The 14,229-nt window shown below is 32.6% G+C and carries 14 protein-coding genes and 1 pseudogene; 5 read left to right on the top strand and 10 right to left on the bottom strand.

The annotated features are described in order from the left end of the window. The first annotated feature begins 7 nt into the window (after window positions 1-7). Window positions 8-886 carry a glycine betaine ABC transporter substrate-binding protein gene (locus ACO6VN_RS01275; RefSeq protein ID WP_216683691.1) on the top strand — a complete coding sequence of 293 codons (879 nt, stop codon included), beginning with the start codon at window positions 8-10 and terminating at the stop codon, window positions 884-886. Window positions 887-1,536: 650 nt separating this feature from the next. Here ACO6VN_RS01275 and phnX read toward each other — a convergent pair. From phnX to ACO6VN_RS01250, 5 genes are read right to left on the bottom strand one after another with little or no spacing between them, the layout of a single operon-like run. After that, complete coding sequence (gene phnX / locus ACO6VN_RS01270; protein WP_194200659.1) at window positions 1,537-2,322, bottom strand: phosphonoacetaldehyde hydrolase; 786 nt, start codon at window positions 2,320-2,322, stop codon at window positions 1,537-1,539. Continuing rightward, window positions 2,315-3,403 (bottom strand): 2-aminoethylphosphonate--pyruvate transaminase, encoded by a 1,089-nt coding sequence (gene phnW / locus ACO6VN_RS01265; RefSeq protein WP_422404132.1) that lies wholly within the window; start codon window positions 3,401-3,403, stop codon window positions 2,315-2,317. Before phnW ends, phnX begins: the two co-directional genes overlap by 8 nt. Before the next feature lies 1 nt (window position 3,404). Further along, the gene (locus ACO6VN_RS01260; RefSeq protein ID WP_422404131.1) at window positions 3,405-4,412 is read right to left on the bottom strand and encodes an extracellular solute-binding protein; all 1,008 of its coding nucleotides are present in this window, start codon (window positions 4,410-4,412) and stop codon (window positions 3,405-3,407) included. Further along, the gene (locus ACO6VN_RS01255; protein WP_422404130.1) at window positions 4,412-6,037 is read right to left on the bottom strand and encodes an ABC transporter permease subunit; all 1,626 of its coding nucleotides are present in this window, start codon (window positions 6,035-6,037) and stop codon (window positions 4,412-4,414) included. Before ACO6VN_RS01255 ends, ACO6VN_RS01260 begins: the two co-directional genes overlap by 1 nt. Further along, window positions 6,027-6,779 (bottom strand): ABC transporter ATP-binding protein, encoded by a 753-nt coding sequence (locus ACO6VN_RS01250; RefSeq protein WP_135031469.1) that lies wholly within the window; start codon window positions 6,777-6,779, stop codon window positions 6,027-6,029. Before ACO6VN_RS01250 ends, ACO6VN_RS01255 begins: the two co-directional genes overlap by 11 nt. Window positions 6,780-6,942: 163 nt before the next feature. Between ACO6VN_RS01250 and ACO6VN_RS01245 the strand changes: the two genes are divergently transcribed. Continuing rightward, on the top strand, window positions 6,943-7,698 hold the full coding sequence (locus ACO6VN_RS01245) for a DeoR/GlpR family DNA-binding transcription regulator (protein WP_194200656.1): 756 nt from the start codon (window positions 6,943-6,945) through the stop codon (window positions 7,696-7,698). 85 nt (window positions 7,699-7,783) lie between these two features. On the opposite strand, the gene ACO6VN_RS01240 is transcribed toward ACO6VN_RS01245, so the two are convergent. The 5 genes from ACO6VN_RS01240 to ACO6VN_RS01220 all read right to left on the bottom strand — a co-directional run bounded on the left by ACO6VN_RS01240 (window position 7,784) and on the right by ACO6VN_RS01220 (window position 12,628). Next, a complete protein-coding gene (locus ACO6VN_RS01240) occupies window positions 7,784-8,680 on the bottom strand; it encodes a DUF5996 family protein (protein WP_422404129.1) in 897 nt (298 codons plus the stop codon). Between the two features lie 711 nt (window positions 8,681-9,391). After that, window positions 9,392-9,697, bottom strand: a complete 306-nt coding sequence (locus ACO6VN_RS01235; protein ID WP_194200654.1) for a PTS sugar transporter subunit IIB — start codon at window positions 9,695-9,697, stop codon at window positions 9,392-9,394. Beyond that, entirely contained in the window at window positions 9,694-10,029 is a 336-nt protein-coding gene (locus ACO6VN_RS01230; RefSeq protein WP_422404128.1) for a PTS lactose/cellobiose transporter subunit IIA, read from the bottom strand. The genes ACO6VN_RS01235 and ACO6VN_RS01230 overlap by 4 nt, the downstream gene beginning before the upstream one ends. Beyond that, complete coding sequence (locus ACO6VN_RS01225; protein ID WP_422404127.1) at window positions 10,019-11,305, bottom strand: PTS sugar transporter subunit IIC; 1,287 nt, start codon at window positions 11,303-11,305, stop codon at window positions 10,019-10,021. The genes ACO6VN_RS01230 and ACO6VN_RS01225 overlap by 11 nt, the downstream gene beginning before the upstream one ends. Window positions 11,306-11,320: 15 nt before the next feature. After that, window positions 11,321-12,628 carry a 6-phospho-beta-glucosidase gene (locus ACO6VN_RS01220; RefSeq protein ID WP_194200651.1) on the bottom strand — a complete coding sequence of 436 codons (1,308 nt, stop codon included), beginning with the start codon at window positions 12,626-12,628 and terminating at the stop codon, window positions 11,321-11,323. A gap of 165 nt (window positions 12,629-12,793) precedes the next feature. On the opposite strand from ACO6VN_RS01220, the pseudogene ACO6VN_RS01215 reads away from it, so the two are divergent. The 3 genes and pseudogenes from ACO6VN_RS01215 to chbG all read left to right on the top strand — a co-directional run. Next, window positions 12,794-12,979 (top strand): annotated as a pseudogene (locus ACO6VN_RS01215) (GntR family transcriptional regulator); the annotation flags it as partial. Between the two features lie 36 nt (window positions 12,980-13,015). Further along, a complete protein-coding gene (locus ACO6VN_RS01210; protein WP_306667852.1) occupies window positions 13,016-13,516 on the top strand; it encodes a GntR family transcriptional regulator in 501 nt (166 codons plus the stop codon). Then, window positions 13,517-14,218, top strand: coding sequence for a chitin disaccharide deacetylase (gene chbG, locus ACO6VN_RS01205; RefSeq protein WP_194200649.1), 702 nt, complete (start codon window positions 13,517-13,519; stop codon window positions 14,216-14,218). It begins immediately after the preceding gene. The last annotated feature ends 11 nt before the right edge of the window (window positions 14,219-14,229 follow it).

Below are 14,229 nucleotides of genomic sequence, written 5' to 3'. Positions count from 1 at the left end.
ATTCAGAATGAATAACAAATGGCGTGTACTCGTTCTTATGCTATCATTATCACTTGTATTAGCGGCTTGCGGGAATGGCGGCTCAAGTGAAGATGGAGACTTAGGTAAAAAAGATATTAAATTATCTTACGTTGAGTGGGATTCAGAAGTTGCCTCAACACATGTAATACAAAAAGTTTTAGAAGATGAAGGTTATAACGTAGAAGCTACACCTTTAGATAACGCAGTAATGTGGGAATCTGTAGCATCAGGTGAAACTGACGCAACAGTTAGTGCGTGGTTACCAGGAACTCATGGTGACTTATACAAAAAACATAAAAAAGATCTTGATAACTTAGGTGCAAACCTTAAAGGAGCTAAAATTGGTTTAGTAGTTCCTGAAGACTTCGATGGTGATTCAATCGAAGACTTGAAAGATCAAGCTGGTAAGAAAATTGTAGGAATTGAACCAGGTGCTGGTGTTGTTAAAGCATCTGAAAAAGCAGTTAAAGATTACAACTTAGATGGATGGGAAGTTGAAACTTCATCTTCAGGTGCAATGGCTACTACATTAGGTCAAGCAATGAAGAAAAAAGATGACATTGTAGTTACTGGTTGGTCTCCACACTGGAAATTCCAAAAATATGATCTAAAATACTTGAAAGACCCTAAAGGTTCATTCGGTGAAGCAGAACATATTAATACAATGGCTCGTAAAGACTTGAAGAAAGATAGTCCAAAAGCTTATGAAATTTTAGACAACTTTAACTGGAAGACAAAAGACATGGAAGAAGTTATGTTAGACATCCAAGAAGGTACATCACCTAAAAAAGCAGCAGCTAAATGGGTAGATGACAACCAAGATAAAGTTAAAGAATGGACTAAAGATTCAGACTCAGATAAATAATAGAGCGCGTGGTATAAACCATTAGCTCAAAATAAAGCTCCTAACCCCTAGTTTATTGAACTAATGGGTTAGGAGCTTTTATTTATATATGCTTTGGGTTATGTGTTGGATTAATGAAGTAGATAATCCAATAAGGGTATGTCTAATTGGATTAATGAAGTAGATAATCCAACAAGAGTGTGTCTATTTGGATTATTGTTATAGATAATCCAATAAGGGTGTGTGTAGTTGGATTAATGTGATAGATAATCTAATAAGGGTATGTCTACTTGGATTAATGTCGTAGACAATCCAATAAAGGTGCGTCTATTTGGATTAATGAGATAGTAAATCCAATAAGAGTATGTCTACTTGGATTATTGTTATAGATAATCCAATAAAGGTGCGTCTACTTGGATTATTGTCATAGAAAATCCAATAAGGCTGTGTCTACTTGGATTATTGTCATAGATAATCCAATAAAGGTGCGTCTACTTGGATTAACGAGTTAGATAATCCAACAAGAGTATGTCTATTTGGATTAATGAAGTAGAAAATCCAATTAGAACTTCCCTATAATGACACGTATCACAAAAATTATTCCATGGTATAAAGAGGAGGCTGGGACAATTAATTTGTCTCAGCCTCTCCTTATCAATTAAAAAATCATTTTATTTTTGTTCAATATCTTCTATTAATTTAGGTAATTCTCCTAAGTTAAGAATCGTATAATCAGCGCCTTCTTCTTTAAACGTTTCTTTAACTTTTTCTCTATGTTTGTTTTTATCTTCGTCGTTCATTTCGTTAAACTCTTCTTCGTTTAATCCCATTATTGAGCTACCGTCAACAACGCCTACACTGATTAATCCTGCATTTTTAGCTTCTTTAATATCCGAAACTGTGTCTCCTACTTTAATAACTTCATAAATTGAAGGTATACCGAGTTGTTTAATATTTTCAAAAATCATATATGGATATGGTCTTCCGTACCCGCCTACATCTTCTGCTGTAGCTAGATAATCTGGTGCATAGCCTTTTTTCTTAGCTTCTTCAGTTACTACTTCCATCATTTCTCTCGTATATCCTGTCGTCGAACCAATTTTAATACCATTTTCTTTTAATTTATTGATTGTTGTAACGACATGTTCAATTGGATCTGTATATTTTTTTAATGATGACATAAGTTCTGTTTCAAATGCTTCATATAATTCTTCAACATCTGTTTCATTTGGTTTTCTATTATATTTTTCGGTCCATTGCTTTTCAATATTATCCATTTCTAACATTGTTCTAATATGGTCTATTTTCAACATACCCATCGGTTTTCTAGCTTCTTCTATTGATACGTCGATGTCTTTTTGTTTAAAAATGTTAATAAATACTTCTAATGGCGCGAAACAACCAAAGTCTACTGTCGTACCTGCCCAATCAAAGATTACTGCTTCTATTTTATGCATATGCTCTTTCCTCCATGTAATGATTAATATGTTGAACTAACTCTTTGAAATCTTCTTCGTGTAAATCTCCAATATTACCTATTCTAAATGAATCAGCATCCATAAGCTTACCTGGATATAGCGTAAATCCTTTTTCTTTAATTTGATTATAAAAGTCACTAAAATCAAAATCTGCATCTGGGAATAGATATGTCGTAATTATTGGTGATTGTTTATCCAATGTAATATATGGATGGAATCCTAATCGTGTCATTTCTTCTCTAAGATATAAGTTATTATTTTTATATCTTTCATATCTTGCTACAACTCCACCTTCTTGAATCAACTCTTCAATCGCTTGTGAAAATGCAGCAACGACATGCGTTGGTGATGTATATCTCCATTTACCGTCTACATTCATTGTCTTCCATTGATCATATAAATCTAATGAAAGACTCTTCGAATTGCCTTTTGTTGTCATAAAATGTGATTGTTTCGCTATAACAAAGCCAAACCCAGGCACACCTTGTATACATTTATTTGCGCTACTAATTAAATAATCAATACCTAATTCTTCTATATTCATCGGTACACCACCGAAACTACTCATAGCATCTAATATGAATACTAAATTATGCTTTCTAGCAATTTCACCTACATTTTGAACGGGGTTCAGTATGCCAGTCGTCGTTTCACAATGAACCATAACGATATGCGTAATATCAGGATTAGATTGAACATATTGTTCGATTGTCTCTTCATTTGGCGCTTCATCATAAGGTACATTATAGACAACGTGATTATGTCCAAGTCTTTTTGTCATTTTAATGATTCTTTCACCATATGCGCCATTCGAAATAATAAGTAATTTATCATCAGATGAAATAGCTGTGTGAAGAACCGCTTCAACTATAAAACTTCCGCTTCCTTGCATTAAAATTGTAGTATATTCTTGTTCGTCAACTTCTGCTAGTTTTAATAACGATTGTCTAATGTTTTGGGTTATCGATTTATAATCCTCATCCCATGTACATCTATCAGTATTCATTTGTTCTTTAACTGTTTGCGTCGTTGTTAAAGGACCTGGTGTTAATAATTTCATTTTATTTACCCCTCTCTTTGGTTTCAGCATTCTTTTTAGCTTCTTTATAAATAACTTGATGCTTATCTAAAAGTTGAACTGTTAGTTTATCGTCCCAACTTTTTGGATATTTCGGTAATTGACTCTTCTCTACTTTCTCTCCTTTATAGATAGCTTTTGGATATTGTTTTATTAAGTCTTTTCTAGCATGCTTTTGTATTGCTTTAGTCATATCAGCCGCCTTTTTCTGCTTTTTACTTCCTTTATCAACAACTGCTAGCGATTCTATTAAAGAATAATTGCCTTCTTTAGGGTCAATATTTTTAATATATTGGCTCTTTTTAGAAGCTTCTATAGCTTGTGATCTTAATCCAATACCGATAGCTACTTCACCAGATTGAACTTTTTTCAATGGACCAGATCCTGAACTTTCTAAATGAGGTCCAATATTTTGAAATAGTTTCGTTAAAATTTCTTTGCCCTCTTTTTCGCCATATTGATCAAAAATACTTTGTACGACTAACCAACCAGTAGAAGAATCTAACATATTCGCCATAGCAATTTGATTTTTATATTTGCTTTTAGTTAAATCTTTTATACTTTTAGGTACGGGCAAGTTTTTGTCTTTTAACGCTTTTTCATTTATAAAAATAGATCCAGTGTTACCTAATAAAGGTAATGTATAATCTGAAGAGTCCTGTGTCGGTTCTTTGTCTGACTTTATATTTTGAAACATTTTATGCTTTTCTTGTGCGCTGTCGATATAGTAAGAAGCTTGTGTTATGACATCAGCTTCTATATGTTTACCTTCAACAAGAATTTTCCCACCTAGTTCAGATGTTGGTTGAGGTTGAATGATGTATTCATCTTTATAACCTGCTTTATCTAAAGCGTCTTCCATCATATCGATAGCCTCTTCATCTGCGTTTGAATAAATAATTACTTTATCACTTGATGAACCAAATCCTGTTAAAGATATTGTAAATACGAATAAGTATATTGCCACAAGTAAAATAATCCATTTTTTCATTAGGATACCTCTTTTCTTTTGAGATATTCTAAACTGAATGTACAAATCATTTTAATAACTAAATTGGTTACAAATATGAAAATTGATAATAAAAATATATCGTTAAATGCATTAAAATGCTGTAATACGTTAATTTGAGTCGAGACTAACATGGTCGAACTTGTGATAAGGAATATTACACCACTTATTGTGACCATCGCGTTCACGAAGTAATACTGGAATATATTTATGATTGTGCTTTTCATATTAGGTAAAATGATTCTAAATATTGTCTGCAACCAAGTATCTTCTAGCAATGTACTTGTCACATCCCAAGACATATCTAATTTTTCTAATGCCCCTTTCGCCATTAAATAAGGCGTCGTAAAGTAATGGACAATGTTGCTGAGAATAATAATGAGTAACGTTCCTTTTAAACTACTGTTATTAAATAGCAATAGGTAGCTCAAACCTAATACCATACCTGGAACTGTATTGGTTACAATAGACAATAAGTTAAGTGATTGCCGACCTTTTACATTTGTACGCACTGAAATTAATGCACTTGTAAAACTGATGAGCACACCGAAAATCGCCGTACCGAAAGCTACAAATAGTGATTGTAAATATGTTCTAATCAATATGTCATCTTTAAATAATTGAACTAAATGACTGAAAGTAAATGTTAAGTCATAAGGATATCCTTTTGTAAACGGAATAATAAACATGACTAAGAACAATAATGCGATAAACGTCACAATGCAGATAGATACACTTCCAAATGCGTAGTCATGAAATTTCCTTTTCTTCAATTCAACATATTTCTGTGATGAATTCTCTACGTTAAATCGTTCGATAACTGTTAATAAAATAAATCCTAGCAATGCAGGTATGAGCATAATAATCGCAATGGCTGCACCTTCTCCAAATTTAGGAAGTGATCCAAGCATTGCTTGATATAACGATAGTGCAATAACCGGATAATCAGCACTTAATGATGCTGGAATTCCGAAGTCTGTAAAACTTAAAATAAATGATAATACGAACGCTCCCATAACAGGTACAAACATAGGTCTAGCAATTGTGTGATAAAACGTCCGAAACGGTTTATCTCCCATTAGTTCAGAAATATAACAAAATCGCTTATCTATATAGTTAAATGCGTTAGATATAACAACAAATACTATCGGTAATGTGTATATAACATAGCCCATCAATAATCCATTTCGGCCATATATTGTGAAAGGTGCTTCACCGAAAACTCTAGCTAAAATACCTTCATTACCAAAAGTGTAAATGAGTACAAATCCATAAGTAATCGTAGGTATAAGCATCGGTATTAAAATCAAAGTATTACAAAAAGATTTAACCCATTTATTAACCATCGTTATATGAATGGTATAAGCAATCGTAAACGCCAAAATTGTCGTGATAATTGCTGCTAAAAGTGATACTTTAATACTATTAAACATTGCTTGTATAATTTCTGAATCTGATAAAATCGTTTGAATATGTTGTAATGATATATTTTGTTCAAATATAAATGCACGTGATATCAAAACGACAATAGGTAAAATTAAAAATGCTATAAAGAATAATATAAGCAATGTAAATAAAAGCTTTTGACCTAAATTTTTATGCACCATTTGCTTCTCCAAATAACTTAAATATATTTTCACGTTTAATATTTAATTGGTTAATAATGAATTTTTCAATAAATGGACTATTAGGTTTATATAAAATATTTTCTGGTTTATCAAACTGAGCAATATATCCATTTTGTATAACAACCACTTTATCTGAAATCGTTAAAGCTTCTTCTGGATCATGCGTCACTATAATCGTTGTTAAATTAAACTTTTTAGCAATTTCTTGAATTTTATCTTTAATACTTTCTTTAATAACACCATCTAAAGCACTTAAAGGTTCATCCATTAATAATATTTTAGGTTGCATAATTAATGTTCTAGCTATTGAAACACGTTGTTTTTGCCCACCTGATAATTGATGAATCTTTTTATTTAAATGAGGTTCTAATTCTAAAATATCTATTAATTCTTCATATAATTGATGATCGATTGATTTTTTATTTTTTAAACCATAAACAATGTTTTGATATGCGTTTAAATGAGGAAAAAGACAAAAATCTTGAAAGACTATATTAAAGCCTCTTTTCTTCATTGATACGTTATGAATTGGCTTACCTTGATAGATAATTTCCCCGTCAGTTACATCCGTTAATCCCAATATCATATTTAAAATTGTCGTCTTACCACAACCACTTGGTCCTAATAAGGTCACAATTTCGCCTTGTTCAATACTTAAATTTATATCATTCAATACTTTATTGTCTTTAAATTGTTTGTTAACATTTCGTAATTCTAGCAAAACAAACCCTCCTTTTTGTTATACTTCAAATATAAAGGAGAAATGTTAACTCACAATCAATTTAGTGTAAATAATTATTAATTTATGACTACATCATGACCAATTGTTGTGTTTTACCCATATTCCCTCTTAAATTAATTTATATACTATGGAGGTAGATACATTGTTACCATCGAAAAGAAGAGCATTAATCGTAGAAAAATTAAAAAAAGAAAAAGTGTTAACAATGAAAGCCATATGTCGTGATTTTGAGATATCAATGGAAACATTAAGAAGAGATATAAATGAATTAGCCAAAGATGGCTTGATTATAAAAGAATATGGTGGCATACGTATTAAAGAAGAGCAAAGTGGCGAATCCATTATTGAACAACGTTTAGGATTAAACTTAAATAAGAAAGAAGCCATCGCACAACAAGCGGTAAACATCATTCAGGATGGAGACTGTATTTATTTAGATAGCGGATCGACAACATTACAAATCGCTCGTTTCCTTTCACAGAAACAAGGTTTAACAATCTTTACAAATTCTATACCTGTAATGTTAGCTTGTAAAAATACTAACAATGACATCATTTCAATCGGAGGTCGATTCCGAGCATCAGAACAATCTGTTACATCTTATGACTTTTTATTCGATTTTGATAAAATAAATATCGATAAAGCTTTCCTATGTGCAAGTGGCTTATCAATAGAAAAAGGTATAACAGACTTTAATATAGATGAAGTCGCAACAAGAAAGAAGATTATGTCCATTTCTCAAAAAGTATTTTTAACATGTGATAGTACTAAATTTAATAAAGTCGTAACAGCACGTGTCTGCGATATAGATGATATAGATGTATTGATTACAGACAAAGAAGCTGACAAGAAATTTCTATCACAATTAAAATCACATCACGTAGAAATTATTACATAGAACAAATACAAAACCCCCTCACTATTCGTAATAGTAAGGGGGGATGTATTTATGCACGAAACAATTAAAACTTAAAGTCTCGTCATTATTTTAAATTATTTTCCTTCATTTTGAGTGGTAAGTGGAAATGTTCACAGTTCTTCCATTCAAGATCGTCTTTAAAAATACTATAAGATTCATAAAAGAATTTTACTACATCTTGAATTGTATCATTATTATAGTTTGAAACTTCAATAATAAATTCACCTAAATTTTCATCAAAATAGCTACCTTTTGGAAATTTATCATTACCTTCAAATTTCTTATCAGCAAAAGGATAAGGTAATACAAAGAATGTAGGACCTTTAAAATTATCATCACCAAACCAAAAACCAAATTCAATCATTTCTTCATCAAAAGCAGCACGTTCAATAATTTTCGAATCATCTTCAAAAGGTTGATGTGAGTTATTAACTATTATGCTCGAAATATCAAATGTACCCCAGAATAAACCAGGTTTAACCCTCCTTGTACGTAAAGAAGAAATAAATTCAGCTTCAGCATGATAAGCAAACTTCATTAAATCAAGCACTTTTCCAGAGATTTCACTATCGTAATGATGATGGTGACTATCTTTTTCAAAAGGCGTAGTATCAGGAAACTCTTGAGGTGTTGTATTAATTTGCATGTCTAATCCATGTTTTTCTAATACTTTCTTGATTTCTGAATAATAGTACTGAATAGATAAGCCATTTTTTAATTCAATAGATTCCTTATTTCGATCTACTCTTATCTCTATTACATGATCAATTAAATTAACTGTTATATAAAAATCTTTATCTTTATAGTGAAGCATTCCTGTAGTAAAGCCCTCTACAGTAATATCTAATATCACATGCTCCCATTGCGGCTCTTGATATGAACATTCAAGTTTATACTTACCTAATATTTGAGAAAGTAAATGCAACGTTTCCTTTTCATTTTCCCATTCTTTTAATAACATGTTGCCCCTCCTATAAAATTTTCTAATTTTCTATTTATATACCACTAAAACAACATAATATTCATAACGAGCGTATCCCCCTAATCAATTGTTATCTTAGTTTTAAGTAATTATAAACATAAAAAAACCAACCCAAATAATTTTGGATTGGCTCTATCTTACAAACATATACAACAATTTTTAAATTTCTTAAAAGAATTGTATTAATATTGTTCCCTTTTTTAATATGAAAAAACATTGAATTTAAATTTATCAGTTAAAAGTGAAATTTCTTTTTAAAGAACGAGATAAAATTACATAATCTAACTTATCAAAAGTAGATGCACATACTTATAACGCGAAAAATTTCTGAATAAGAAAGTCCGGCTAAAAATTAAGTATTTTGTTGTTTGTTAAATTTATAAAATCTTATTAAATAAATAATGTAAGCAATAAATATAAATGTATTGGCAAAAATTATTTGAGTGGTATTGCTATTACCAAATTTTACGCTTAATACCGTCCATGATGTTATTAAAATTAACAGCATTAAAGCAATCCAGATATTAAAATTTTTTCATGATATCACCTCTAATTATTAGCAGATGTAGCAGTAGCACCATTCTCCTCACTATTGCGAGTTTTACGTTTTGGATAAACAATCATAATAAATAATAAGACATAGCTTAACAAAAAGCAGACATCTTAACAGTAAGATGTCTGCTTTTGCGTTTACCCATGAACCAAAGATTTAATTTGTTCCAAAACCTTTTTACCATCCATCATCCCATACGCCATTTGATTTATTATATCAACTTTAATACCTTCTGGTTCCAAAGCAGATTTTATCTTACTTTCCAGATATCTGACTTGAGGCCCAATCAACACCGCGTCTAAACCTTCTTTTTCATTTTTTAACTGATTTTCAGCAATTGCCTCTATATCAATATCAAAACTTTCTTTTTCAGCCTCTTCTCTTACCTTCTTAACTAACATAGAAGTAGACATACCCGCAGAACATACAAGTCTTATTTTCATTTTCCTTCCTCCAATACTGTTATTCTTTTATACATTTCAATCATTTCCGTTGCCATCTCCTTAACTGTCATAGCAGTCATAAGATGATCTTGCGCATGTATCAATATTATGGATAAGTCATGGCTTTTCCCTTGTGACTCTTCCTGTAGTAATGTGGTCTGTTTGTTATGAGCTTTTACAAACTCTTCATCAGCAGATTCAATTTTCTCAAAAGCTTTATCAAAATGTCCATTTCTCCCCATCTGCAACGCCTCCATACAATTTGAACGCGCGTTACCTGCATGCATAATGATGGAAAAAGAAATCATTTGCAAATCTTCTTTAGTGCTCATTTTTATTGTCCTCCATTTCTTTATTCATCGCTTTATACCCACTATATACAAAAGGTATATAAAGCAGAACTGCGATTATAATATTTACTACTTGAAGCGCTATACCTTGCCAACTTCCTCCTGTAACGAGATATCCACTCAAAATAGGAGGCGTCGTCCAAGGGATTATTGCTACGGTTTTTGGCACTAATCCAAAAGCAAGTGCCAGATAAGAAATAACCGTGAGTAGCACTGGTATTAAAATGAAAGGAATGAGCATTGCAGGATTCAATACAATTGGAAGTCCGAATATAATCGGTTCATTAATATTGAATACACTAGCAGGCGCAGATAATCCAGCAATTTTTTTATATGGATGATTTTTATTTGACCTGATAACGATGAAAATTGCAATAATCAATGCAATTGTAGTTCCAGATCCTCCCATAAATACAAATGCATCCAAGAATGGTTTTGTAACTATATATGGCACTTCAAATGCCGACATTCCCGAACTGAAAGCATTCATATTTTCTTCTATCAACGGTAGATAAAGTGGTTCAATTATAGAACCAATTATATTTGTTCCATGTAGTCCAAAGAACCAAAGAACATGATTGGACAATGAAATTATGATAGCTGCAGGCAAGGTATTTCCCAAACCTTGAAGCGGTTCCTGTATAGCATTGAAGATTACTTCGAATATACTCATTCCCACAAATACTGTTATTAAAGCTTGGAATATCCCAATAATAACAAGAATAAGTGATGCTGGAATCAGCGCTTCGAAAGAACGCACAACTCCATACGGCACTCCTTCAGGCATTTTAATAGTCCATTTAGAACGAACTAAAACTTTAAATAACTCAGTTACTAGTAATGCTATAATTATCCCAACAAATAACCCCTGAGCGCCGAGCCATTCAAAATTCAGCCCCCCGTCTTTTGTTATAGGTACGAGCATAATATAGGAAGCAGCAGAAATGATTGCTGCTGATAACCCGTCTATTTCGTATGAAATAGCTAGATTATACGCAATCGTAAAAGTAGCAAGTAATCCAAGTATCGCAAAGGTGGCATTCCAGATGACACTGCCGACAGTTTGCCAATTACCTTCACCAAAAATATTATTCAAAAAGCTAACAATATCAATAAATCCAATTGGTGGAAAATTATTCAACAGAACAGCAAACGAGCCAATAATAATCAATGGCATAATTGCAACAAAACCATCCCTGATTGCAACTAAGTGTCTTTGAGACCCAATAGCTCCTGCAATTTCTATAAATCGATTCATACCATATATCCCCCTTTATTTAAATTGTGGCAGGTATGCCGAGTGCGCTTCTAATAATTCATCTAACATAGTTTTTGCATCTATTTCATCACGTACTAGAATATTATTCATCATAGCAAGATAAGCAATGTTATAATCACCTGTTATGGCACTTTCTATTACTAGCTCTTCGAAATGTTTCATCTGCTTAATCCATCCTGCTACGGCTATTGGTAAAGTACCTATCTTCACAGGCTTCGGACCATTTTTTGTGATAATGCAGTTCACTTCAATTACTGTATCATCTGGCAGATCATCTATTGCGCCCTCGTTCATGACGTTTACTGTCTGAATATCTCTTCGATCATTAAAAAGACTGTCCATTAAAGTGCAAGCCACATCACTATAGTAAGCGCCACCACGCTTTTCTAATTCTTCAGGTTTAATATCTAGTGTTTCATCTTCATACAACTTGAACAGGGAATTTTCCAACTCCATGACTTGCTCTGCGCGTGTTCCGTTGTTTGTATATGCTTCCAGATCATTTTTAAGTACATCATTTGTCTGGAAATAGTATTGATGATAAGGGTTTGGAAGCATTCTGAAAGTATCCAAGAAAAGTGATGACCAGCCTAGATTCACAATATTCGCCGGTGAATATCCTTCGTTCCCTTTTTTAAGTTCTTCCAGAACTTCATCGATTCGGTCTTCACCATCCACTTGAACCTTAGTGCCGAATACAAAATGGTTCATCCCCGTAAATTCAATAAATACTTTTTCTGGTGCCACTTTGAGTATTTCACTGACGGAATGCTTCATGTTATATGGAATATTGCATACCCCAATCACTTTGGAATGTTGCCCATGTTTCAATAACGCTTCGGTAATGATGCCAGCAGGATTGGTGAAATTAATCATCCATGCATCTGGGCATATTTCTGCAATGTCTTTGGAAATGTCCAATAAAACAGGTATTGTACGGAATGCTTTAAAAATTCCGCCTGCTCCATTAGTTTCCTGACCGATGTAACCGTATTTTAGAGGAATGCGTTCATCTTGTTTACGTGCTTCTAATCCCCCCACTCTAATCTGTGTTGATACAAAATCAGCCTCCTTCAATGCTTCTCTACGGTCCAAGGTCCAGTTTAAACGAATATTTATTCCACTCTTTTTTATCATTCTCTGGGAAAGTTCACCAACTATATTCAGTTTCTCAATACCATCTTCTACATCCACAAGTGTGATTTCAGATATAGGCAAAGATTCGGATCTTTTAATAATTCCTTCAATGATTTCAGGGGTGTAACTTGATCCTCCCCCAATTACTACTAGTTTCAATGACATAAAAAAAACTCCTTTTGAAAACGTTTCCTAAAATGTATCATACAAATTTTTAAATGTCTATAACAAATATTAAATGTATTACTTTTGGTATTTTTTATTTTAAAAAATGTGTATATGTATTATGATTGAGTATATAGAAACTAATGTGGAAAAGAGCGTGACATTATGTCCAAACATGGAAGAATTAAAGAGATAATTCTAAATAGAATAAAGGATGAGACCTATAATCCTAACGACCGTATACCAACTGAAAAAGAACTATGTGAAACTTTTGAGGTCAGCAGAACAACTGTGAGAATCGCTTTAAATCAACTGGAAAAGGAAGGATATCTGTACCGTGTACAAGGCAGAGGGACCTTTGTCTGTGAAAAAAAAGTGACTCAGGCTTTGACTCAAACAGTCAAAAAGTACAGTGATCAAGTGGCTGTACAAGGAAAGACGGCTGAAATTAAAGTGATTAACTTGCAAGTCGTGCCTGCCGATGACATCCTCTGTAAACATTTGTCTGTTTCTAAAAATGCCCCTATACAAAAAATCGAACGTATTAGACAAGCAAACAGCAATATTACTCAGTATGAAGTTTCTTATATACCGTGGGAAATAGCACCAGCTATCACACAGAGAGATGCCGAGGATTCGCTATATCGAACATTGAAAGAAAAGTACCATCAACCTATAATGCGTACTGTAGAAAAAATAGAGATTACATTTGCTGATGATAGCATTGCTAAATTATTAAATTATGAAGTGAATCATCCTTGTTTCTATATAGAAACAACAACATACGGGCAAAACGAAAAAGCGATTGAATATTCCAATTCGTATTTCAGAGGTGATATTACAGATTTTGTAATAGAACGTAATTATATTAATAAAGGAGATGCGTAAATGAAAGTAATTATTAATGCTGATGATTTTGGACTGTCACGAGGAGTTACTGATGGTATTATAGAAGCTCACAAGAATGGGGTTGTCGATTCCACTACCCTTATGATGAATGGTCTAGATATCGATTATGCTGTACAATGCGCCAAAGAAAATCCTCTTCTTAAGACAGGAATTCATCTTGTACTGACCTGGGGACGCCCTGTACTGCAGAAAGGAATTCCATCTTTAATCAATTCTGAAAAAACGTTTCGTTTAAATAATAATTACGAAAATCTTGCTATTCCAAATACGGGAGAAGTATACAAAGAATGGAAAGCACAGATAGAAGCTTTTCTTGCTACAGGTTTGTCCCTTCATCATATAGACAGTCATCATCATATACATGGATGGGAACCGCTGGCTGAAGTTTCTCTTGCACTGGCAAAAGAGTATAATGTCCCACTCAGATATCAAGATTCTTTAGCTGGAAACGATAATTTTCTACTTACTGATTCTTTATATACAGGGTTTTATGGTGACCATTTAAGCAAGGACTTTTTTAATGAAATTAAGTCAGAAGACATAGAATCCGTGGAAGTTATGACTCATCCTGCCTACATAGATAACACACTAAAAAACAACAGTTCATACTTAGAACAACGTGAAAAAGAACTGGAGATACTCACATCTGTCAGCAGACCTAAATGGTCTGAAAAGCTATAATAATATTAGTA

It is taken from the genome of Mammaliicoccus sp. JADD-157, from assembly GCF_049310805.1.
GTDB lineage: Bacteria > Bacillota > Bacilli > Staphylococcales > Staphylococcaceae > Mammaliicoccus > Mammaliicoccus lentus.
This window is presented reverse-complemented; position numbering and strand designations above follow the sequence as displayed.

What these genes read in the sequence shown, in the direction of transcription:
- ACO6VN_RS01275 (WP_216683691.1), top strand. Translation starts at nt 8, where the DNA reads ATGAATAACAAATGGCGTGTACTCGTTCTTATGCTATCATTATCACTT.
- phnX (WP_194200659.1), bottom strand. Translation starts at nt 2,322, where the DNA reads ATGCATAAAATAGAAGCAGTAATCTTTGATTGGGCAGGTACGACAGTA.
- phnW (WP_422404132.1), bottom strand. Translation starts at nt 3,403, where the DNA reads ATGAAATTATTAACACCAGGTCCTTTAACAACGACGCAAACAGTTAAA.
- ACO6VN_RS01260 (WP_422404131.1), bottom strand. Translation starts at nt 4,412, where the DNA reads ATGAAAAAATGGATTATTTTACTTGTGGCAATATACTTATTCGTATTT.
- ACO6VN_RS01255 (WP_422404130.1), bottom strand. Translation starts at nt 6,037, where the DNA reads ATGGTGCATAAAAATTTAGGTCAAAAGCTTTTATTTACATTGCTTATA.
- ACO6VN_RS01240 (WP_422404129.1), bottom strand. Translation starts at nt 8,680, where the DNA reads ATGTTATTAAAAGAATGGGAAAATGAAAAGGAAACGTTGCATTTACTT.
- ACO6VN_RS01235 (WP_194200654.1), bottom strand. Translation starts at nt 9,697, where the DNA reads ATGAAAATAAGACTTGTATGTTCTGCGGGTATGTCTACTTCTATGTTA.
- ACO6VN_RS01230 (WP_422404128.1), bottom strand. Translation starts at nt 10,029, where the DNA reads ATGAGCACTAAAGAAGATTTGCAAATGATTTCTTTTTCCATCATTATG.
- ACO6VN_RS01225 (WP_422404127.1), bottom strand. Translation starts at nt 11,305, where the DNA reads ATGAATCGATTTATAGAAATTGCAGGAGCTATTGGGTCTCAAAGACAC.
- ACO6VN_RS01220 (WP_194200651.1), bottom strand. Translation starts at nt 12,628, where the DNA reads ATGTCATTGAAACTAGTAGTAATTGGGGGAGGATCAAGTTACACCCCT.
- chbG (WP_194200649.1), top strand. Translation starts at nt 13,517, where the DNA reads ATGAAAGTAATTATTAATGCTGATGATTTTGGACTGTCACGAGGAGTT.